Annotated in this window: 22 protein-coding genes and 1 tRNA gene; 18 read left to right on the top strand and 5 right to left on the bottom strand. The window is 38.1% G+C overall.

The window, feature by feature from the left end; translation table 11 throughout:
- The first annotated feature begins 93 nt into the window (after positions 1-93).
- The 4 genes from C4F49_RS03330 to C4F49_RS03345 all read left to right on the top strand — a co-directional run bounded on the left by C4F49_RS03330 (position 94) and on the right by C4F49_RS03345 (position 4,482).
- Positions 94-1,335 (top strand): PQQ-dependent sugar dehydrogenase, encoded by a 1,242-nt coding sequence (locus tag C4F49_RS03330; RefSeq protein ID WP_196934465.1) that lies wholly within the window; start codon positions 94-96, stop codon positions 1,333-1,335.
- A 198-nt stretch (positions 1,336-1,533) separates the two neighbouring features.
- Positions 1,534-2,301, top strand: coding sequence for a 5'-nucleotidase C-terminal domain-containing protein (locus C4F49_RS03335; RefSeq protein WP_231388195.1), 768 nt, complete (start codon positions 1,534-1,536; stop codon positions 2,299-2,301).
- Entirely contained in the window at positions 2,276-3,238 is a 963-nt protein-coding gene (locus tag C4F49_RS03340; RefSeq protein WP_196934466.1) for a bifunctional metallophosphatase/5'-nucleotidase, read from the top strand. Before C4F49_RS03335 ends, C4F49_RS03340 begins: the two co-directional genes overlap by 26 nt.
- Positions 3,239-3,276: 38 nt before the next feature.
- A complete protein-coding gene (locus C4F49_RS03345) occupies positions 3,277-4,482 on the top strand; it encodes an MDR family MFS transporter (protein WP_196934467.1) in 1,206 nt (401 codons plus the stop codon).
- A gap of 91 nt (positions 4,483-4,573) precedes the next feature.
- On the opposite strand, the gene C4F49_RS03350 is transcribed toward C4F49_RS03345, so the two are convergent.
- On the bottom strand, positions 4,574-6,484 hold the full coding sequence (locus C4F49_RS03350; RefSeq protein ID WP_196934468.1) for an ABC-F family ATP-binding cassette domain-containing protein: 1,911 nt from the start codon (positions 6,482-6,484) through the stop codon (positions 4,574-4,576).
- A gap of 172 nt (positions 6,485-6,656) precedes the next feature.
- On the opposite strand from C4F49_RS03350, the gene C4F49_RS03355 reads away from it, so the two are divergent.
- The 9 genes from C4F49_RS03355 to C4F49_RS03395 all read left to right on the top strand — a co-directional run bounded on the left by C4F49_RS03355 (position 6,657) and on the right by C4F49_RS03395 (position 11,349).
- Positions 6,657-7,637, top strand: a complete 981-nt coding sequence (locus C4F49_RS03355) for a hypothetical protein (RefSeq protein ID WP_196934469.1) — start codon at positions 6,657-6,659, stop codon at positions 7,635-7,637.
- Between the two features lie 30 nt (positions 7,638-7,667).
- On the top strand, positions 7,668-8,207 hold the full coding sequence (locus C4F49_RS03360) for a dihydrofolate reductase family protein (protein WP_196934470.1): 540 nt from the start codon (positions 7,668-7,670) through the stop codon (positions 8,205-8,207).
- A gap of 62 nt (positions 8,208-8,269) precedes the next feature.
- Positions 8,270-8,473 (top strand): hypothetical protein, encoded by a 204-nt coding sequence (locus C4F49_RS03365; protein WP_196934471.1) that lies wholly within the window; start codon positions 8,270-8,272, stop codon positions 8,471-8,473.
- Between the two features lie 89 nt (positions 8,474-8,562).
- Positions 8,563-9,123: a Crp/Fnr family transcriptional regulator gene (locus C4F49_RS03370; RefSeq protein ID WP_196934472.1), complete on the top strand. Its 561-nt coding sequence runs from the start codon at positions 8,563-8,565 to the stop codon at positions 9,121-9,123.
- 70 nt (positions 9,124-9,193) lie between these two features.
- Positions 9,194-9,523 (top strand): DMT family transporter, encoded by a 330-nt coding sequence (locus C4F49_RS03375; RefSeq protein WP_196934473.1) that lies wholly within the window; start codon positions 9,194-9,196, stop codon positions 9,521-9,523.
- Between the two features lie 90 nt (positions 9,524-9,613).
- Positions 9,614-10,003, top strand: coding sequence for a DUF1398 domain-containing protein (locus tag C4F49_RS03380; protein WP_196934474.1), 390 nt, complete (start codon positions 9,614-9,616; stop codon positions 10,001-10,003).
- Between the two features lie 4 nt (positions 10,004-10,007).
- On the top strand, positions 10,008-10,568 hold the full coding sequence (locus C4F49_RS03385) for a YdeI/OmpD-associated family protein (RefSeq protein WP_196934475.1): 561 nt from the start codon (positions 10,008-10,010) through the stop codon (positions 10,566-10,568).
- Positions 10,569-10,609: 41 nt separating this feature from the next.
- Complete coding sequence (locus C4F49_RS03390; protein WP_196934476.1) at positions 10,610-11,143, top strand: hypothetical protein; 534 nt, start codon at positions 10,610-10,612, stop codon at positions 11,141-11,143.
- Positions 11,144-11,148: 5 nt separating this feature from the next.
- The gene (locus C4F49_RS03395) at positions 11,149-11,349 is read left to right on the top strand and encodes a hypothetical protein (protein WP_196934477.1); all 201 of its coding nucleotides are present in this window, start codon (positions 11,149-11,151) and stop codon (positions 11,347-11,349) included.
- A gap of 184 nt (positions 11,350-11,533) precedes the next feature.
- On the opposite strand, the gene C4F49_RS03400 is transcribed toward C4F49_RS03395, so the two are convergent.
- From C4F49_RS03400 to rpe, 4 genes are all read right to left on the bottom strand, one after another.
- A complete protein-coding gene (locus C4F49_RS03400) occupies positions 11,534-12,112 on the bottom strand; it encodes a hypothetical protein (RefSeq protein ID WP_196934478.1) in 579 nt (192 codons plus the stop codon).
- Positions 12,113-12,357: 245 nt separating this feature from the next.
- Positions 12,358-13,242, bottom strand: a complete 885-nt coding sequence (locus C4F49_RS03405) for a hypothetical protein (protein WP_196934479.1) — start codon at positions 13,240-13,242, stop codon at positions 12,358-12,360.
- 70 nt (positions 13,243-13,312) lie between these two features.
- Positions 13,313-15,580, bottom strand: a complete 2,268-nt coding sequence (locus C4F49_RS03410) for an aconitate hydratase (RefSeq protein ID WP_196934480.1) — start codon at positions 15,578-15,580, stop codon at positions 13,313-13,315.
- 198 nt (positions 15,581-15,778) lie between these two features.
- Positions 15,779-16,459 carry a ribulose-phosphate 3-epimerase gene (gene rpe / locus C4F49_RS03415; RefSeq protein WP_196934481.1) on the bottom strand — a complete coding sequence of 227 codons (681 nt, stop codon included), beginning with the start codon at positions 16,457-16,459 and terminating at the stop codon, positions 15,779-15,781.
- 123 nt (positions 16,460-16,582) lie between these two features.
- Between rpe and C4F49_RS03420 the strand changes: the two genes are divergently transcribed.
- The 5 genes from C4F49_RS03420 (at position 16,583) to C4F49_RS03440 (ending at position 23,080) form a co-directional block, all read left to right on the top strand.
- Positions 16,583-18,706, top strand: coding sequence for an HD family phosphohydrolase (locus C4F49_RS03420; RefSeq protein WP_196934482.1), 2,124 nt, complete (start codon positions 16,583-16,585; stop codon positions 18,704-18,706).
- A 128-nt stretch (positions 18,707-18,834) separates the two neighbouring features.
- Positions 18,835-18,921, top strand: a tRNA-Ser gene (locus tag C4F49_RS03425).
- A 456-nt stretch (positions 18,922-19,377) separates the two neighbouring features.
- On the top strand, positions 19,378-19,665 hold the full coding sequence (locus C4F49_RS03430) for a WYL domain-containing protein (RefSeq protein WP_196934483.1): 288 nt from the start codon (positions 19,378-19,380) through the stop codon (positions 19,663-19,665).
- 198 nt (positions 19,666-19,863) lie between these two features.
- Positions 19,864-22,041 carry an ATP-binding protein gene (locus tag C4F49_RS03435; protein WP_196934484.1) on the top strand — a complete coding sequence of 726 codons (2,178 nt, stop codon included), beginning with the start codon at positions 19,864-19,866 and terminating at the stop codon, positions 22,039-22,041.
- A 1-nt stretch (position 22,042) separates the two neighbouring features.
- Positions 22,043-23,080 carry a hypothetical protein gene (locus C4F49_RS03440; protein WP_196934485.1) on the top strand — a complete coding sequence of 346 codons (1,038 nt, stop codon included), beginning with the start codon at positions 22,043-22,045 and terminating at the stop codon, positions 23,078-23,080.
- Positions 23,081-23,138: the final 58 nt, after the last annotated feature.

Here is a 23,138-nt window from a genome sequence, read left to right on the forward strand (position 1 = left end):
TTTTAATATTCACGTAATTATATTACTTTTAAGTCACATTAACTGGAATACAATCAAATCTTAACGAACAATCTATACTAAAATAAACACATAATGAATAAACTTTTCTCATCCCTGTGTCTAATCACAACCACGGCAATCATCGCATGCGGAAGTGGCAATGGACAAACAGATGGTCAGGCGACTCTTCCAACGGATAGCACCTATGCGCCAGTAGAAACTCAAAAAGCAAACACAGATTACAAACCTGCATTTGAAGGACAAACGCGCATCGCTGGTGTAAAAACAACAACTGCTGTCGAAGGTAAAGTCATTGCTGAAGGATTAAAATCTCCTTGGGGAATCGCTTTATTGCCAGATGGACGTTTCTTAATCACTGAAAAAGAAGGAACATTGCGTATTGCAACGTCTGCTGGACAAGTAAGTGAAGCAATCACAGGATTGCCTAAAGTAGATGCTAGAGGTCAAGGTGGCTTATTAGGATTAACGATAGACCCTAATTTTGCAAGCAACCGCTTGGTGTATTGGGTATTTTCAGAACCTGTAGCTAAAGGAAATTTAACTGCTGTCGCAAAAGGAAAACTTTCGGCAGACGAAAAATCAATCGAAGGTGCTCAAGTAATTTATCAAGCTACGCCTGGTTATGATTTAACTTTGCATTATGGCGGACGTATTATCTTCGATAAAGACGGAAACTTGTTCGTTAGTACAGGCGAACGTTCTGATATTAAAACTAGACCTGAGGCTCAAAACTTAAATTCAGGGTTAGGTAAAATCATGCACATCACGACGGATGGCAAACCTGTCGCTGGAAATCCTTTTGAAGGACAAAAAGATGCAAAACCAGAAATCTATTCGTATGGACACCGTAATCCACAAGGGTTGGCTATCCATCCAGAAACTGGAGATTTATGGGAAACAGAATTTGGACCTCGTGGCGGTGATGAGTTGAACATTGTTAAACCAGCTAAAAACTACGGCTGGCCAACTATTACGTACGGATTGGAATATAGCGGACAAGAAATTGGCTCGCCTCCGATTCAACAAAAAGATGGCTTAGAACAACCTGTTTACTATTGGGACCCAGTGTTGTCTCCAAGTGGAATTACCTTCTACACAGGTGATGCTGTTCCAGAATGGAAAAACAACTTGTTCATCACAGGTTTAAGCAGCATGCACATCGCTCGCCTTGTTATCAAAGACAACAAAGTCGTTGGCGAAGAACGTTTATTGGATAAAGAAGGACAGCGTTTCCGTGATATCACGCAAGGAAATGACGGTTACTTATATGCGATTACTGACCGTGGCGCTTTATATAAGCTGGGTAAGAAATAAGATAATTTAAGATATAGCAATACCGAAACCGCCTATACCTTAGGCGGTTTTTTTTGTTCTATCCTGTTTTGGATTTTGCAATAAGTACAATCAACATCCAAAAATGAATTGTAAAATTTCTAACATCACAATTAATTAACAGCTATAATTCGGTTTTTCTAAACTATTCTTAATAGTTTCGCATAATAATTTCGAAAAATGAGGTCTTTACACTTCCTACACAAAATTGCGTCAGCAGTTTTGTTGACTACAGTTTTATTCGTTTCTTGTAAAACATCGTACTACACTAAAGTCGCATCTAAACCGAGCATGCTCGAGATGAATAGCAACATCGCCATGGATTCTGCCATCGTCAATTACATCCAGCCTTACAAAGCACAGTTGGATGCGCGCATGAATCAGGTCATTGGACATTCGAATCTTCATTTAACCAAAACACAGGTTAGCGGACAAAGCTTAGTGGGAAATTTCTTTGCAGACGCTTTGTTGGCCATCGGCCAAAAAATAGACCCAGAGACACAGATTTCATTCGGAACGAAAGGCGGCATTCGTGCGGAATTGAAAGATGGAAATATAACCGTTGGGAATATTTTTGAAATTATGCCCTTCGAGAATTACATTACCATACTGGACTTAAAGGGCTCGCAATTAATTACTTTAGCAGAATTTATTGCGAAAGCAGATGGAAATCCGATAAGCAATATGCAATTAGTCATCAAAGACAAACAGCTGGTCGATTTCAAGATTAACAATCAAGCTGTCGACCCCAATAAAACCTATAAGCTGGTCACCTACGATTACTTGGCGAATGGTGGCGATTATGTCGTGGGCTTAGAAAATCCATCCGACCGCTTCACATCAGACATTCGCGTTCGCGAAGGATTGATTGATTACATAGAGAATTTAGAAAAGAATCACAAAACAATAGATGCAAAAATCGATGAAAGAATTAAACTCCTTAACTAGACGAAATTTTATTAAGAAAGCTTCATCGTTAGGTGCTTTGGCTTTCGTCGGAACATTGCCTGCTTTTGCGTCAGCAAAAGATAAAGAGACAATTATCACGATTTTGCATACCAATGATGTGCACAGCCGAATTGAGCCCTTCCCGATGGATGGTTCGAAATATCAAGGACTTGGTGGCGTGGCGCGAAGAAGCACATTGATTCAGAAAATACGTCAGGAACAGAAAAATGTTTTGTTGCTGGATGCTGGAGATATGTTTCAGGGCACACCCTATTTTAATGTATTTGATGGTCAGTTAGAGCTTGAACTGATGTCGACTTTAGGTTACGATGCTGGAACGTTTGGTAACCACGAATTCGATAATGGATTGCCGGGTATTCTAAAGCATTTTGACAAAGCAAAATTTCCTTTTATAACGTCCAACTATGATTTTACTGGAACGGTCTTGGAGAATAAAACAAAGGAGTACGTGCTCTTCGAACGCGACGGCGTAAAGATTGGCGTATTCGGATTGTGCATTGATGTGGAAGGTTTAGTCGACCCACGAAATCATGCAGGAGTCAAGTACTTAGACCCAATTGAAGTGGCAAACAGATTAACTAAGCTATTAAAGGAAACCTATAGATGTGACATCGTATTGTGCTTATCTCATTTAGGTTATACCTATCCTGACCCATCTAAAGTGTCCGACTTAGTTGTCGCAGCGAAAACAAAAGATATTGATTTAATTATTGGCGGACATACGCATACGTTTTTAAAGGAACCCACAGCCGTTAAGAATTTAGCCGGAGAAATCACCTTGGTGAACCAAACCGGATTCGCAGGAATCAACCTAGGAAGAGTTGATATTGTTGTTTCGAAACAGAAGGGCAAGAAGCGCCTTGTAGCGCAGAGTTACCTAATCGACCAGCAATACGACAAATCTTTGCTGGCTTAATTTATTAACACTTTCTACACTTTTAATTTCGTACTGGAATGAAACGTTTATTCCAAATCTATATCGATTCCTACAAAGGGCTGTCGCAAGCAGCTTGGCTGCTCGCCTTAGTGATGCTTATCAACCGAACCGGTTCGATGGTTATCCCTTTTTTGGGAATATACATGTCTTCTGAACTCGATTTCAGCAAACCTCAGGTAGGTATGGTGTTAGGCTGTTTTGGCTTGGGTTCCGTGTGCGGTTCGTACATCGGAGGATGGCTGACCGATAAGTTCGGAAGCTTTATTGTGCAAGCTTCCAGCCTAGTAATGACCATTCCCTTATTTCTAATCGCTCCTAACTTCCGAACATTTGAATCATTGGCAGTTATGATTTTTATCTTAACCTTAACTGCAGATATATTTCGCCCAGCAAACTCAGTTTCTGTCGCGCGATACGCAAAGCCTGAGAACCTGACGAGAGCTTATTCATTGAACAGAATGGCCGTCAATCTTGGCTTTTCAATCGGCCCTGCTTTGGGCGGATTTTTAGCTGGATTTTCATACAATTGGATATTTTACGGAAATGCATTGGCAGCAGGATGCGCTGCAATTGTCTTCTTCTACTTTTTCAGAAATCGCAAAGCGAGAACGGAACTTCCCCTGAAGCCTGCAAAAGAGAAAATCATCACAGGCAAAGACCGGAACGCCTATCGGGATTTACCGTTCATCGTATTTAATATCTTCTGCTGTTTGTTTGCAATGGCATTTTTTCAGCTTTTGAGCACATTGCCTCTATTCTATAAAGATGTGTACGGAATGAGTCCGAGTCAGATTGGACTGATTTTGGGATTTAGCGGTTTTGTAATTGTGGTGTTCGAAATGCTTTTGATACACAGTTTGGAGGATAGGTTTAGCATTCGGCAGGTGATGATTTTCGGAACGGCGGTCTCTGGCATTTCCTATTACATGCTGAATCTGCAATTCGGCATTCCTTGGCTTTACTTATCAATGTTTATCTTATGCATCGGCGAAATGCTGGTATTGCCTTACATGGCGACTATTTCCGCCAAAAGAGCGACGCCTAATACGCAAGGAGCCTATATGGGCTTTAATTCGCTAGCGTTCGCCGCATCGAATATTTTATCGCCTTATCTTGGAACTTATGCTGCCGACCATTTTGGATATCCCGTGCTCTGGCTGATTACTGGAACGGTGTTAATGGGAACGTCATTCGGCTTCGCCTGGATATTGAAGAAATTGTAAAAGCAAAAAGCTATTAGCAGAAAATCAGATAAGATTAAAAAGAAATGCCTTGCAAATATTCATTGCAAGGCATTTTTATAATGATTTGGAACTAACTTTCGAGTCCCATAATCTCTTCTGCCAATTCTTCCCATTGGGCTTGTGTTTTTTCGAAGGTAGCCTTTGCCGAATTATAGTTTCGCGTGTATTCTTGTAATTTTACCGCATCTGAATAAATATCTTCGTTCGCTAGCTCAAGCTCTAAAGCTTTCACTTCCGCTTCCTGTGTATTCATCAGCTGTTCCAACACATTTAATTCCCTATTCTTTTTTTGAATCGTTTGCTTAACATCGTCCGTTGGCGCAGGCTTTTCCTTTTTAGGTTCCGCTTTCGGTTTCTTCTCTTTCTTAGGCTCAGATTTTAAATCGCGTTTGCTGTTCCAGATTTCATATTCTTCGTATGTCCCTGGGTATTCCTTGATTTCTTTATCTTCAATAAACCAAATCTTATTCGCGACATTATCTAGGAAATACCTATCGTGAGAAACCACGATTAACGTTCCTTCGTATTGTTGCAACGCTTGAATCAAAATATTCACCGAAGCCATGTCCAAGTGGTTGGTTGGCTCATCCAGCACCAAAAAGTTTGCATCAGCTGTCAATGCTTTTGCTAATGCTACGCGCGATTTCTCGCCTCCTGACAGCACTTTAATCTTTTTGAATACATCATCGCCCGTAAACAAGAAACAACCTAAAATCGAGCGCAATTCTGTTTCAGTATGTTTTGGAGCAAAAGCCTGCAATTCCTGAATCAATGAATTTTCTAAATGCAAAGCTTCCAATTGATGCTGTGCAAAGAAAGTCTGAGAAACATTATGCCCTTTTAAGCTTGTTCCCTCAAATTCATCATCTGCATCAGCTACGATGCGCAATAAAGTCGACTTTCCTTTACCGTTCGCACCAATCAACGCAATCTTATCTCCTTTTTCAATCAAAGCATCCGTATCATCTAAAATTTCTAGATTCGGATACGACTTGCTTAAGTGTTCAATCGTGACGACGTGACGGCCTGAAGGCTTCGAAAACTTAAAGCTAAAGTTCACAACAGGATTGTCATCATCCACATCGTCAATCTTTTCCATTTTATCTAAAGCCTTGATGCGTGACTGAACCATTTTCGCTTTACTCGCTTTTGCACGGAAACGCTCAATCAATTTCTCTTCCTGCTTTATTTTTGCTTGTTGATTCTTAAATTGATTTCCCTGAATCTCTTCACGCAGGGATTTCTCTTCCAAATAAAAGGTATAGTTTCCAGCGTAGAGGTTCAGTTTTCCTTTTCGGGATTCCACCGTTTTATTGATAATGCGGTCAAGAAAATACCTATCGTGGGAAACAATAACGATAGCCCCTTCAAATCCTTGCAAATAAGTCTCGAGCCATTTAATGGACGGTAAATCCAAGTGGTTGGTAGGCTCATCCAGCAACAAGATATCAGGAGTCTGCAATAAAATCCGCGCTAACATCACGCGCATCCGCCATCCTCCAGAGAAGGTTGCTAAAGGGCGTTGTTGCTCATCTTCTGAAAAACCTAAACCTGCTAAAATCTCATGTGCTCGGAATTCGATGTTGTAGCCATCTAAAGCTTCGAACTCCATCTGCCGGTCGCTCAGCTTATTCAGGATATCATCCGAATAATCCGTTTCTAATTTCTGAAGCAATATTTCAATTTCAGCATGCAGTTGATTCTGACGGGCGAATGCTTCCATTGCCACATGCAGAATGCTCTTATCTGAATGATAAGACAATAAATCTTGGTTCAAATAACCGATTTTCAAATCTTTAGCCATTGAAATAGAACCTGACGTAGGCGCATAATCCCCCACAATCAGTTTCAGCAAAGTAGACTTTCCAGTTCCATTTGCTCCAATCAAACCCACCTTATCCCCTGGTTTTATGTGCCAATTGGCTTCATCATACAATGCCCGAGACCCAATCTCAAAAGTTAAATTATTTATTGCTATCATTTCAGGTGCAAAAATAGCAATATTTCTTCTGGTTTTTGGCAGAATGGGGATTTTTGAAAAATCATGTACATCTGATAAAAATATGAGATGTTTTATAGTTAAAATTCAAAGGAAATAATTAACTTAATAGAATAAATAAAACTAATTATCCCGAGCATTTTTTCGTATCGATATGAAGAAAATGACGAACTTTATTCCATTTTTTGTTTTAGTTGCAAGCATATTGCTTCTTCAATCCTGCCAAGCGCAACCTACTAACGAAAAGAGCAAAAATCTTCTGAAGACGGACTCTACCGTTCTCAGCAATGAACCTATTCAGATTCTAGGAACCCAATGCACCATCATTCCGCCAGACGGTTTCGTCAGAGTTGATAATTTCAGCGGGGTCAAAAATCTTGAGCGTCTAGCCTCCATCAAAGTCCTTCAACTTGACACATCCTGCCAAGAGTTTATTTCTGGTTTTGCGGTTGAAGAATTAACTAATCAAGGCCTGAAAATTATAGATGAAGAAGAAATTGAACACAATGGTTCGAGGGCGCTGATGTTCCTGACATCCATTGAGGAATATGGCATTACCTATTATACAAAGACTTTATTTTGCGGAACCGATGATGTTCTTGTTACGGTTATTGCGAGCTACACGCAAGAGTCTTTGGATTTAGAAGAACAGATTACCGCATCGATGCTATCTGTAAAATACGACAGCAATTTAGACGACAGACTCGACGAAGCTTCAACGATTAGCTTCGATGTGGGAAATGACTTTAAATTAGTTGAACACAGCTCTGGAGATTATTTATATACGGCTGATGGCAGTGTAGGAAAAAACGTACCTTCTTTAATTGTATTGACTTCCGACAATCAATTATCGCTACAACAAATGGGCAATCTGACAGAAAATGATATTCAGAGGCTTACTGGCACGGAAAACAATAAGATAACAGAGTTAAATGAAGTTAAGGCAAATAACCTATTCGGGATGGAATTAGTTAGTTATGCCCAAACCAAAAATGATAAAAAACAATTGGTGTACAATGTTATTTTCTTCAACAAAGACGGCTTTTATTACCTAATTACAGGAACTACTGTAGAAGAGTTTGACAAATACCTTGCTATTTTTCGAAAAATAACGAAGACCTTTAAAGAAAAATAAGGAACTTAGCTATTGCAAACTTGAACCTTTATGAAAAAAATAATTTTGGACCTTGCTGTATCGTTGGATGGATTTATCGAAGGGCCGAATGGCGAAATCGATTGGTGCATTATGGACGAAGACATGGACTTTGATGGATTTATCGATGGCATTGACAGCATCTTTTATGGACGAGTGAGTTATGATGCTTGGGGAAATTATCAACCTGAAGCTTCGGCAAGTCCCGCAGAGCAAAAACTTTGGACAGCTGTCCACAGCAAAAAGAAATATGTATTTTCTCACAAAACGAGAAATGACCCGAATGCGTCCTTTATTTCTGAGAACCTACCTGCTGAAGTGGAAGAAATCAAACATGGAGAAGGCAAAGATATCTGGCTATACGGCGGAGCAAGTTTAATCAGTTCATTTATTAAGCTGGGCTTAGTCGATGAATACCGGATTTCTGTACATCCAATTGTTCTCGGAAGCGGAAAGCCTCTATTCGAAGACTTAGATAAACGAATAGAATTGAAGCTGATTAAAACAAAGCCATTTAAATCCGGAGTTGTACAGCTTATTTATCATAAATAATTTCGGACATTCTATCTTTTTAGTAATTTACCCCTTGTTAACACGACCAAATCAAATTAACAATGAAAGAATACAAAGTTGAAACCCTAATTTTCTATACAAAACTTACATTTGACATCAACCACATTGCGACGGCATCCAAAGAAGACATACAGAAGCAATTAGACAGATATGCCTTATTAGGTTACCGTTTAGCTTCAACAAGCTCTACAAACTTTGGCGCTGCGTTATATATTTACTTATACTTTGAGAAAGATGTGGCTTAGCCCACTCGCAATTGAATTGAATAAATAGAACCAGTCGTGCGCATTGCAACTGGTTAAAATCACATTGATAGAATCCTAATCCTGCCGGAATGAATGCTTTCCTTACTCATTTAAAAAAATATGGATATATCTCTGATGAATTAGAGGAAGCAATCAATCAACGTACAAAAAGAGTTGTCCGTCAAAAAGGTGATTATTTCCTTAAACAAGGTCAGGTCGTATCAAGTCTTTTTCTGATTGAACAAGGCTTGATACGAGCCTTCTATGTTCACCAAGGCCGTGAAATCAACCTCTGGTTCGGTTTCGAAAATTATGTTCTCGGTTCTATACTTCCTGTCTATTTTAACGAACCTTCATTTGAAAACATTCAATTTTTAGAAGAGACAACTTTGGTTTACATTTCTTCTAGTGACCTGAATGAACTTTATGACAGTTATAGGGAGATGAATCTGATTGGAAGAAAAATGGCGGAAGAAATCTGCAAGATTTTGGAGAAAAGAGCGCTTTCCCTGCAGATAGAATCTGCAGAAGAGCGTTATAAAACTTTACTTGCTAGCGACCCAGAAGCCATTCATCGCATATCTTTAGGCAATATTGCATCATATCTTGGAATCGCTCAGGAAACCTTGAGCCGCATCAGAGGCAAATAACCGAATTTGACTTAAGTCAAAAAAACATCGCTAAATCCATCGTTTCTTTGCTGCATAAGTAAAAGATTATATGAAATATTTATTTTTAGGATTGGCGATTATTTTTGAAGTGATCGGATCAAGTTTTATCAAGGCATCAAATGGATTTACCAAACTAATTCCGACAGCAGTCGTTGCGATCGCTTTTATCACCTGTTTTTATTTTCTTTCCCTAGCACTGAAAAGCATTCCGTTAGGAACAGCTTATGCCATTTGGGCGGGATTAGGAATCGTTTTAACTGCAACGGTGTCCGTTGTTGTCTTCAAACAAAAGTTGGACCTTGCTGGCATCATCGGAATCTTGCTAATCGTGGCAGGCGTAGTCGTAATGAATGTATTTTCCAAAACTGCTGCCCACTAACCGTCAGAAAAAGAATTAAGCTAGAGTTAAAAATCTGCTTGTTCATTCCAGAAATTCAGTTATTTTTGGTCAAAAAATAGACGAATACATATGTTTACAGTTCAACAAATCGACGAGGCGCATAGCAAAGTAAAGTCAGGGGCTGAATTCCCTGCATACATACAAGAAATCAAGACCTTTGGCGTCAAAAGCTTCGAAACGTTTGTTTCCGATGGCCACACGGATTATCATGGCGATCAGGATTACCGGACTTCGTCAGATCCTTTGTACGCTCCGCTAGTCATTGCGCAACATACAAATGCCGAACAATTTTCAAAAGATTTAAAGAATCATCAACAAGGAGGAACCGATTTCTTTACATTCTGTGCTGACTGTGCAAAATCTGGAATAGAAAAATGGATAGTCGATCTAGATAAGATGACTTGCATTTATTATGATCAATCGGGGCAAGAAATCCTGACCGAACAAATCCCTTCGTAATCCGATGGACGTCCTGTTTTTCGCGACTGCATCTTCGTTCAGGGATTGGCTTAAGCAGCATCACGGATCCGAAACAGAGCTCTATGTCGGTTTTTATAAAATCGGAAGTGGCAAAGAATCAATCACCTGGTCTGAGGCAGTGGATCAGGCTTTGTGTTTTGGATGGATCGATGGGCGAAAGAATACGCTCGATCCAGAAAGTTACAGCATTCGCTTCACGCCGAGAAAGAAAAACAGTATTTGGAGCGCCATCAATATCCGCAAAGTCGAACAACTGACCGAAGCAGGTTTGATGCGAGAAGCAGGTTTGAAAGCCTATGCCCTTCGCGATGAAAACAAAGACAATTCCTACTACCATGAAGCGGGCGAATTGAGCTTGGAGGCAAGTCAGGAAAAGCTATTCAAGAAAAACAGATCCGCTTGGAATTACTTCAGCAAGCAAGCGCCTTCATACAAAAAGACAGTTATCCATTGGATTACCTCCGCCAAACAAGATAAAACCAAGGCCGCACGATTAGAAAAAGCGATTTTGGAAAGCAAAGAGAAGCGCCGACTAAACGTATAGTTCTAGCCGATGGCACCCTCCTGCCCTCTTAAACCAGTCCTATGTTAACTGCTATTGAAAACTATTTTCTGTTTTCAGCGTTAAAAGAAATAGATTTACGACCAATGAAACAGAACTACAGCTATTTCTTTATTTGTTTGCTGATGATGGCATGCAATCCAAAAAATAAAACTATTGAGCAAGCTTCGAATGAACTAAATCCGACAGTTGCAACTGTTAATCAAAACTTTGCATTTACAGAATTCTTTCCCGACAGCCTGTCAAACGCGAAACTTGCAGATTTTTCGATTCGCTCCGCATATCTTTTGGATTCCAACCAACTTATAGTAGCTTCACATTGGACAAAAGATGGTTCCATCGAGGCTCCGGATACGGAAACAGATTATGGCGCAAGGCTCATGTTGTTGAGCAAAGACAATAAACAGCTTTTCGCTTCGCATGGTTTTATGGATTTATTCCTTGTAGAACCACATTTTTATAAGAACGATCAGGATCAGCGTATTATCATTCTTTGCCAGACCGCATTCGAATACTTTCAGGAGCTGAACTATTTATCTATGAAAACAACAGTTTAAAACATTTGGGAAATTTAGATCTGTCGGGAAAAGACATGGACACTTCGTTGGTGGATATTGTTCGTGTCAATCAGCAGGCAGATAGCCTTCTGTTTACTTTTGATTCGGATTCCCTGCTCTTAAATCCAGGAGGCAATGAAGAAATGGTTAAAAACAACAACATACATTATCTTTACAAGGATGGCGTGCTGACGTTTAATCGATAGATTGGCAAGCATAACCAATGCTGACGTTTAAGTTTCTTGCTAACTATGGAAACGAATTAATCCTCCTTTTGGAATAGATAAAAAGTCTTCCATCTACATGGAACAAATTGAAAAATTAATGTAAGGAAGGACACCATGCACGCAGCCATCTTGTTATCGCTGTGATGTTCCGTTCAGGTGTTACTTATTTCCTCACTTTATTTATGGATTCAATAATTTGAAGAACTTCTTCTTTTAATTCTTTATAGGGTTGTATCCTATATGCAATCCCATTAAACGAATATAGTGTTCCTTTTGGCAGTTCAATTATTTCAGCGTCTGCATCCACTTTAAGCTTTTCAAACTCCTCAACTCTTTTTTCTGAAATTTCGCCCCATACAGCACATGGGATTTCCACACTTTTACCATTATTAGGATTCGAAACGTAATAATGAAAATCTGTTTCACTTCCCTTATTCGTTTGTACAAGCATAATCATCAATTGAACCTGTTCTCCCTGATGAACCGTAAACGCATAGGACGGCAAATCTCTAGAGAATTTCAGATAATCTGAAAGACTCGGGTTGTCATTGATATATACAGATGAATTTTTATCAGAAATATTATTGGCAATCGTAAAATAACTTGAAGTGAGCTCAAAATCATCGAACTTTTCTTCGCCGATTACGACCGAATTAAATATCGGATTTCCTTTACTGTCTATCTGAGCGAAGGATTTTGTAAAAGCGATAAGCGCAATTAAAATAAATGTAAGTGTTTTCATAATTTATTGGAGTCAATTGTTAACGATTTCAAATCTTTTCAAAATCTGATTGGCCACAAAAGAAAATTGTTAGATCTATCATAAAAGTTCTAGCAAAAGTAGAAAAATCTGAGCGATAATCAAGTGTCAATTCACACTCACCTGATGGCAATACAAAGAATATGTAATAAATTAAAGCCAACCAAAAATAAAATCCCAAAAAAGAAATGCCGTTTCAAGAACTTCGAAACGGCATCGCAAATGTATTAAAATCGGAATCCGACGACCCAATAGTTTTCGAAAAACCAAATGCCTTGCTGAGCCTTGTCAATACCTCTTCGTCCCGTGGTCGGAATTTTCAAAAGCTCGGTGTATCCTGTCTTAAAGCTGCTCTGAACATACCAACCTTTGTAGATATGGTATTGAACACCCACTTTCGCAGCAGCACCATAGCCCGAAATATTCCAGAAATGATTATCGCCTACGCCAAACAAATGAACATCCGAACGAGGAACCATCAACCCTGCCTCGACTCCAGATTCTAAAGTCAATAGTTGCTTTCCTTTGCTGCTAACCAGAATATCATCATAGCGTTCCAAACCCAAAGCGGCAAAGTTATATCCATCTGTATGTTCGAAGCGCAACATATCGGCATCGACCTCGATGGTTTCTCCGTTATACTCCCCCGCGCGATCTCCTGTCGGAATTCCTGGATTGGAAATCTCCTCATGGATATAACCGGAAATCTTAACCCTCTGCGGAATATCGACGACATATTTCATGTGATCCCAGCCTAAGGAAAGTGAATACTTATCAGAAATAAAATAGCCAAAGTGGAAATTGAACTGAGGAATCGTAATGCGGCTCGGATCAGCATAGCGCAATCCGAACTTGGTCGGACGATCGCCGGCCGTCACTTTATGCAAGGTGAAATCATAGCCAGGCCCTGTAAACTGTATATCCGATTTGGCGTAAGCCGAAATATTATAGCCCCAATGAACAAAGAATTTCCCTTTATTGGATTCGGTTCGTTCGTATCGAGTTTTGAAAATGTTTTTTGTGAAAAGAGAATTTTTATCGTCATTTTCTTGAGAAAATGCAATAGAGCTCCCTAACGCCAACGCGCCTATTAAAAGGAAAAGTTTTTTCATGAAAGGAAATAAGAATCCCGGCTTATGTGAAAGCCGGGATAAATTTCAATCTACTGAAAGATTGAAAGAATTAATTTGCTTGGTTTCTGCGAATAATATTCAACGCGCCACCTGCTTTGAACCATTCAATCTGTTGTTGATTGTAGGTATGGTTCACCGAGATTTCTTCCGAAGTCCCGTCTGCATGATGCAATACCAATGTTAATGGAGTATTTGGAGCAAATGTTGTCAAACCTACGATATCTACCGTATCATTTTCCAAGATTTTATCGTAATCATCTTTGTTTGCAAAAGTCAATCCCAACATCCCTTGTTTTTTCAAGTTAGTTTCGTGGATACGAGCAAATGATTTCACTAAAACTGCACGTACACCTAAATGACGTGGTTCCATTGCTGCATGCTCACGAGATGAACCTTCACCGTAGTTTTCGTCACCAACAACAATCGAACCGATACCAGCTGCTTTGTACGCACGTTGCGTAGCAGGAACTGGACCGTATTGACCTGTCAATTGATTTTTAACAAAATCAGTTTTGTCATTAAAGTAATTGACAGCACCAATCAACATGTTGTTCGAAATATTATCTAAATGACCGCGGTACTTTAACCAAGGACCAGCCATTGAAATATGATCTGTTGTACATTTACCTTTTGCTTTGATCAAAACTTTCAACCCTTTAAGGTCTGTGCCTTCCCAAGCAACAAATGGCTCTAACAATTGCAAACGATCCGAAGTCGGAGAAACTGCTACCTGAACTCCTGAGCCATCTTCAGCTGGAGCTTGGTAACCTGCATCTTCTACTGCAAATCCACGTGCTGGCAATTCGTCACCTGTTGGTGGATCCAATTTAACCTGCTCGCCATTTTTGTTTGTTAATGTATCTGTAACTGGATTGAAACCTAAATCACCAGAAATTGCAATCGCAGCAACCATCTCTGGAGATGTTACGAACGCATAGGTGTTTGGATTGCCATCCGCACGTTTAGCAAAGTTACGGTTGAACGAGTGAACGATGGTGTTCTTCTCTTGTTTGTCCGAACCTGCTCTATCCCACATACCGATACAAGGACCACATGCATTTGTGAAGATCGTTGCATTCAAATCAGTGAATGTTTTGATTAAACCATCACGGTCTGCTGTGTAGCGCACTTGCTCAGAACCTGGGTTAATACCAAATTCAGCTTTAATATCCAAACCTTTTTCAATCGCTTGACGAGCGATCGATGCTGCTCTCGCCAAATCCTCGTAAGAAGAGTTTGTACAAGAACCGATCAATCCCCATTCTACTTTTGTAGGCCATCCATTTTTAGATGATTCTTCGCGCATGCGAGAAACTGGAGTATATAAATCCGGAGTAAAAGGACCATTTAAACTTGGCTCCAATTCCGAAAGGTTGATTTCAATTACTTGATCAAAATATGTTTCTGGATCAGCGTATACTTCTGGATCAGCGGTTAAATGTTGTTTGATTTCATTTGCTGCATCCGCAACATCCGCACGGTTTGTCGAACGTAAATAACGCTCCATTGACTCATCGTATCCGAATGTAGAAGTTGTTGCACCGATTTCTGCACCCATGTTACAGATTGTACCTTTACCCGTACAAGACATCGATTCAGCACCTTCACCAAAATATTCGACAATTGCACCCGTACCACCTTTTACCGTTAAGATACCTGCAACTTTCAAGATCACATCTTTAGGAGAAGTCCAACCACTTAATTTTCCAGTCAACTTCACGCCAATTAATTTAGGGAATTTAAGTTCCCAAGGCAATCCAGCCATGACATCACAAGCATCAGCACCGCCGACACCAATCGCGATCATCCCTAAACCACCGGCATTTACTGTATGCGAATCCGTTCCGATCATCATTCCGCCAGGAAATGCATAGTTTTCTAGCATCACTTGGTGAATAATTCCCGCTCCCGGTTTCCAGAAACCAATACCATATTTGTTCGATACAGAACTTAAGAAATTAAATACTTCCGAACTTTCTTGCTTCGCACGATTTAAATCTTGCTCTGCACCGTCTCTTGCCTGGATCAAGTGATCACAGTGTACTGTCGAAGGAACTGCCACTTTAGGACGACCAGCTTGCATAAATTGCAATAAAGCCATTTGCGCGGTCGCATCTTGCATCGTTACACGATCTGGAGCGAAATCCACATAGGAATTTCCTCTTTCATATGTTTCCGTTGCATTACCTTCCCATAAGTGGGCGTATAAAATTTTCTCTGATAAAGTCAAAGGCTTGTTGACAATTTTACGAGCCGCTTGAATGCGTCCGTCAAATTGACTGTACACCTTTTTTATCATATCTATATCAAAAGCCATGTATGATTTATTTAATTATTTTTAACTTAAAATTTGTATTTAATAAGATAACTTACCTATACAATCACAAAAATACAAAATTCCAAGGTTTTGTGCTAATATTTACCCGATTGCATCTTATTTGGAAATATTCTAAACTAAAACCTAAAAATAAGATTGCTAAACGATTATTTCAGCCTAAACCCTGTCTAATTTTATCTAGACAGAAAACGTATTGACGTTCACTTCTTTCAATCCTTTAATCGTTTCTATCGGATCGGAAGCAGAAAAAACAAAATTGCCCGCAACCAGCACATCCGCTCCGGCACGCAATAAATTCGCTGCATTCGCACTGCTCACTCCCCCATCGATTTCAATCAATAATCCCGGATTGCTAGCCACTGCCAGTTCACGCAAAGCCGAAATTTTGCGATAGGTATGCTCAATAAATTTCTGTCCGCCAAAACCTGGATTCACAGACATTAAACAGACTAAATCAAGATCCTGCACAATATCCTTTAACACATCGACCGATGTATGCGGGTTTAACGCAACGCCAGCTTTACAGCCTAACTCTTTAATCGCTGCTAGGGTGCGGTGCAAATGTGTACAAGCTTCATAATGAACGGTAATGACCTCAGCGCCATTGTCTCGGCAAGTCTGCAGATAACGGTCAGGATCGACAATCATCAAATGGACATCCAACGGTTTTTTCGCATGCTTGTTTATGGCTTGCATAACCGGAAAACCAAAAGAGATGTTTGGCACAAATACGCCGTCCATAATATCAATATGAAACCAATCTGCTTCACTGCTATTGACCATTTCGATTTCTTTCTGAAGATTAGCGAAATCTGCTGCTAAAACAGATGGTGCAATAAGGTGTTTTGAATAAGACATTTTTTAAGAAATATTTTGTTAGGCAAAGATAGTAAGTTAAAATAGATTCTTAAAGAACTTGATAAACACATCAATGAAATAATATTTACATTTGTTAAAGATTTTGGAATAAAAACACCTTACGTGGCGAAACTTAAAATAAATTACACTAAAGACGGCTTTCAATATAATTCGGTATTCATCAAATATGCGATGGTGGTTCTGACCATTGTCTTAATCTGTTTATTTCTTCCAAAACAGCCCCGCTTTCGGTATGAATTTGAAAAAGGAAAAGTCTGGAATCATGAAAACCTGATTTCGCCCTATAATTTTGCTATCCAAAAAACTCAGGAAGAATTAAACCGCGACAGGCAATATATCCTAAAGACTGTTCAGCCTATTTATATTTTAAACGAGGTCGTCAGCAAAGAGCAGATTGACGAGTTCAACACCAACCTCGCGGAAAAATGGCAGGCTTCACAAATGGACACCTTGCCCAATTTGGACATTAAAGAATATCGCGACATCGGAAATTCGCTCCTTAATTACATTTATGCCCGTGGCGTGATTTCGTTGAATAATCGCTATCAAAATAAAGGAAATGATGCTGACAAGGTCGATGAGACAAATTCTCAATACAACTTTACTTTAGTTCATGATAACATTGCGCAGCAAAAAAATACGGTCGATTGCTTTACCATTGAATCAGCTAACGTCTATTTAAAGGACGCGATTGAACGCAATAAAAACATTACGCATAAGGCTTGGCTGTTTGAAGTGATGCGCAATTACATCACCATCAATTACATTTTCAATGAAAGCCAGACCGATAAGATAGAGCAGAATGCGCTGGCTAATATTTCCACGACGCGCGGAATGGTCCAGAAAGGCGAACTGATTGCTGAGCAAGGGAAAACGATTAATAGCGACACCTATCAGAAACTGGAATCTTTGCGAAAAGTATTTGAGGAGGATATTCAAATCAGCGGCAATCAGAATTACGTGACCATGGGCCATTTTATGATGGTGAGTTTGGTGATGACGTTATTAATGGTCTTCCTGTATTTCTTCCGATTCGACATCTATAACAACAACCGCCTGTTGCTGATTATCTTTATTATTATTTTAGGTATGCTCGGCGTGCTGTCATGGGCCGTGAAAGTCAAGATTCCAAGCTTATATTACATTCCTTATTGTGGTGTTCCGATTATTCTGCGCATTCTATTTGATACGCGCGTAGCGCTCAATATCCATTTATTGATGGTTTTGATTGCCGCTATCTTTGTTCCGAACAGCTATGATTTTGTGTTCTTGCAATTTGTGGCCGGCATGGTTTCGATTTACAGCATCAAGACTTTGGTCAAGCGCGAACAATTCCTGATTTCCAGTTTATTGATTTTAGCAACTTATATTGTTGGTTTTGTTGGATTGAACTTGACGAGGAATGGTTCCTTCAGCACCTTGTATTGGTCGGATTTAGTGCCTTTTGTTGTCAGCGTCGGTCTGACTTTGCTGGCTTATCCGTTGATTTATGCTTTCGAACGCTTGTTTGGCATTGTTTCAGATTTAACCTTAATGGAATTGACCAATAGTAATTCCAAACTTTTGCGCGAACTGTCGTTGAAAGCCCCTGGAACATTTCAGCATTCTCTGCAAGTAGCAAACCTTGCGGAAGCTGCGATTTATAAGATTGGAGGAAATCCTTTACTGATTCGCGCTGGCGCACTGTACCATGATATCGGTAAAATGACGAACCCTTTGTATTTTATTGAGAATCAAAAAACTGGAGTGAATCCACATGAGGAATTGACGCCTGAGCAAAGTGCGCAAGTCATTATCTCGCACGTATTAAAAGGCATTGAAATCGCTCGCCGAAACCAACTACCGGAAGTGGTGGTTGACTTTATCCGTACACATCATGGAACGACGCGCGTCGATTATTTCTACAATACGTTTATAAAGAATAATCCCGAAAAACTGGTGGATGAATCCATTTTCAAATATCCAGGCCCAATTCCGTTTTCGAAAGAAACTGCGGTCTTAATGATGGCCGATTCCGTGGAGGCTTCTTCTCGTGCATTGAAAGAACCCACGAAAGAGTCCATCAGTAACTTGGTTGATAAAATTATTGAGCATAAGTTAATGCAAAAGCAGTTTGCGAACTCCAATATTACGATGCGCGATATCTCTGAGGTATCAGAAATCTTTAAAAATATGTTGATGAGCATACATCATGTGCGCATTGATTATGAAAAGAGCAAGAAATAAGTGCGAAACGAATAAAAAATAAGTTGACTGTCAGAAGTTTATTTTTGAGAGGAAGAAAATTGTTAAAAAATCAGTTTAACAGCTTTGCAGAATGAAAATTTTGCCTTATGTTTGCACAGTCCAAATACGGAGAGGTGCCTGAGTGGCCGAAAGGAACAGTTTGCTAAACTGTCGTACTGGAAACGGTACCGCGGGTTCGAATCCCGCCCTCTCCGCAAAGAGAAGAGCAACTGTAAAAGTTGCTCTTTTTTTGTGCGTATATTTTAATGTGAAGCGGTAAACTAATTTGGATTTGGATGAGCTAAAATGGAATAAAACAATGAATTTTGAGCTTGCCGATATAGATTTCGATTCTTTTTGCTTAATCAGTAAGTATTAAAAATTCGAAAAGCGTTCCCTAGTTGCTATTTCGAAAACGATAAAAAACAATTATAAATTCATCTTTTTAGTTAATTGACGTTCTCCGAATTTTTTACCATTTTCATTGCTTCCTCAATAGGAATTTTCTCTATTTCCTTTTCATAATAATTAGATTTTGAATTTTGATCAAATTACGGTTTTCCGTAATCTAGAGAGCTCTTATTTGGTTATATTTGTGTGAATTGCAATTTGTTGAACTACTGTTGTTTACAATTCTTTTACACCTTATAAATCATTAAAAAACTAAAAATATGAACCAAGAAATTATTGACGCAATCGAAAATCAAAATGTAATAGAATTTTATTACGAAGGAGAATTAAGAGTCGTAGAACCACATTGTTACGGTGAGACTACTGCTGGTAACGAAGGCTTGAGAGCTTATCAAATTGATGGATATTCTTCATCTGGTAAAATGGGATGGAAAATGTATGATTTAAGCAAAGCTGATGATATCGTAATTACAGAAGATACATTTGAAGTTAGAGGTGATTACAAAAGAGGAGATAAAGGAATGTCTGAAATTTATGCCGAAATCTAATTATGGAAAGATATAGAAACTCAGGAAGAGATTCGGGAGTATCTGCTTTCGAAATAGGTTTAGATTATATACTTGTACAGTTTTCCGGAACAGCCAGAACATATAGGTATAGTTATAGAAAAGCAGGACAAAACCATGTAGAAACTATGAAAAGACTCGCTCGAAGTGGTAGTGGTTTGAATAGCTATATAAACCGGTATGCGAAAAAATTATACGATTAAAAATATGTGGGATTTATTAGAAGTCGATTTAGAGAGTTGTTTCGGTATAAATAAGTTAAAACATAGTTTCAGCTTCACTAAATCAAACACCATAGTCATTTACGCATCAAATGGAATTATGAAGACCTCTTTTGCCAATACTTTCCAAGAGTTGTCAAAAGGAAAAACTCCAAGAGACAGGTTATTCGGAAAGGATACTTTCTGCTCGATAAAAGCAGGCGATAACGACATTGATGCAAAAGATATTCTGGTTATTAAATCTTTTGAAAATATTAATACAACTGAGAGTCAATCAAAACTTCTCGTAGATGAACAATCAAAAGAAGAATATAATTCTATTTTTAGAGGTTTGATTGATTTGAAGGACAAAATAATAGTTGATTTAAATCGTAAATCTGGTGTACCAAAAAAAGAAATTGAACAAATCTTATTAAATGATTTTGACAAAAATAATATTTATGATTTATTCAAAGATATTTATCAGCAAGATTTGGTAGATAACCATTCTTTATTAAAATATAGTGAACTTTTTAATGGTGACGTTATAGAATTTTTAACAAAACCTGATGTTAAAAATAAAATTGAAGAATATTTTACTACCTATAATGATTTAATTAAAAAATCTAATGTTTTCAAAGCTGGTGTTTTTAATCCGGGAAGAGCTGATACTGTAGCCCAAACGTTAATAAAAGAAGGATATTTCTACGCTAATCATAAGGTTTTATTTGACGGAGATGAACATCCTATTACAGATGACAAACAACTTGCATCGAGGCTTCTTGAGGAAAAAAAAGCTATAATTGAGAATGAAAACCTGTTGAAGATTGAAAAAGAGATAAAGAAAGTTGCGGTAAAACAATTCCGAGATCTTATTGAAAAAAATCCATTAATTGTATCAGAGTATAATGATATTAAGGCGTTCAGAAAGAAAGTTTGGATTTCATACTTTTCAACCATATTTTTTTTCTTAACTGATATTGTAGAATCTTATAATACTGGAAGTAAACGCCTTTCGGAAATTGAGCAAACAGCGAAAGATCAAGAAACGGAATGGGACAAAATTGTAAAAAAATTTAATGAGAGATTTTTTGTTCCTTTTAAAGCTACCATCACAAATAAGGATAGTTCAATACTTGGAAAATCTGCTCCTAACATTGCATTTCAATTTGACAATAAAACCGGGGATCCTAGAACTTTTAATAGCGATGAACTAAATCGAGAAGATATTCTAAGCCAAGGAGAAAAGAGAGCAATGTACTTAATGAATGTGTTATTTAATATCGAAGCAAAGAAGAAAGAAAATAGAGAGACTCTGTTAATAATCGATGATATTGCAGACTCTTTCGATTACAAAAATAAATATGCCATTATACAATATCTTTCCGACATTCATAGAGATGGTTCGTATAAACAAATAATTCTAACTCATAATTACGACTTTTATAGAACAATCCAGTCCAGATTACTTGATGGAACTAGTAAAAGAGATTGTTCGTTTATGGCCCTTAAAAATGATGATGAAATAAAATTGATAGGAACTGGCCATAATTATCAGAGTGAGCCATTTAGTTATTGGAAAAAGAATCTAGATACCCCTCTGATGTTTCTAGCTTCAATTCCTTTTGTTCGGAATTTGATTGAATTTAAAGATGAGGATTTTTCTGATGATTTTATATTATTGACTTCATTATTGCATATAAAAAGTGATACCGATACGATTACAGTTGCACAGCTTAAAACAGTTTATGAAAAAGTGATAACATCAAGCGGGTTAGAAAAATATAATCAAACAGATACAGTTAAATCTATACTAGAAGCCGAAACAAACAAAATTATTTCGAATCCTATTACACAAGGTATTAACCTTGAGGAGAAAATCGCTTTATCAATTGCTATCAGATTGAAAGCTGAAGAATATATGTTTTCAAAAGTTAGTGATAAAACACCATTTAATAAATATCAAACGGGTAAGTTATTTGAAAGATTTAAAACTGAATTCGAAGGGGTGTTAGATGAGGAAATAACCAAACTAGATGAAGTTAATTTAATTACCCCTGAAAATATACATCTTAACTCGTTTATGTTTGAACCTATAATAGATTTGGCAATAGATCATTTAGTTAGACTTTATATCGATTTAAAAAATTTAAGGTAATATGGCAACAATCAAAATTAACCAACAACTCAAACGAGTTGAAATAAAGGAATTTGAAATCGAAAATCAAATAGTTTTCAACTATTTTGACAATCTTCCTGCTTCAGAAAGAGATGAAAAATTACTCCGAGCTATTTATATAGGGGTATTGGCACTAATGGAAGATCGTATTTCTGCATTTCTTTCAAAAACCAGTAATGAACTGGGTACGGAACTCGAAAGTTTGAAAATGATTTTCGAAATGAAAAAAGAACTATTTTACAAGTCCTCCATCAAAGGAATATTGGCAGAAGATGAAATAGCCGATTTTCTTAATCAGTACTTTGCAGAGAAAAAATTAAAAGACCGTGCAATACTAACTGGAAATACAGCAGGAACAATTCCAAGAAATAAAACAGGTGATATCATTTGTGAAGTCGACGGCAATCCCAATCTCAGAATCGCGATTGAATGTAAATTCGATAAAAGTATCCGTTTAGGAGATATTGAAACTCGAGACCTGTTTACAAGGAAGACTGATACCGCTTGGAGCCAGTTGCTGGAGGCTCAAGCTAACAGAGATGCAAAAATAAGCATTATTGTTTTTGACATTTCGTTGTTAGACAACTCTATTCTTAGAGAATTTGAAAATGTAGGCTATATTCCTGGAGTTGGGATGGTTGCCATTATCAACTCGCAAAAGGGTGATTATTCCAATTTGGCAATTGCTTATATGCTGGCGAGAGACGTCGCCATAAATGCCAAACATGTGGAATTAGATAAGGACTTGTTGGTAATGTTGGTCAATCGACTGATAAAAGATATCAATGAAATTACAACAATAAAAAGCCTAGTCCATAATAATATTGAGAATAATAAAGCCATACTTAAACAACTTGAAAAAAGTATGTTGTTAATGGAGTTTAACCAACAATACCTTAGAAAATTCTTAGTGGATGGTACCTTAACCAAAGAAGATTTGTTGAATTATTATCAAGGGGAAGACGTAAAAGATAAATACAGGATAATAGAAAATGAAATCAATGCGATGAAATCATAGACATCCCTCAATTATCAAATATCCTATGGACTAAATCTTGAGTTGAGAAATTAATAAT

It is taken from the genome of Sphingobacterium hungaricum (genome assembly GCF_015210005.1).
GTDB lineage: Bacteria > Bacteroidota > Bacteroidia > Sphingobacteriales > Sphingobacteriaceae > Sphingobacterium > Sphingobacterium hungaricum.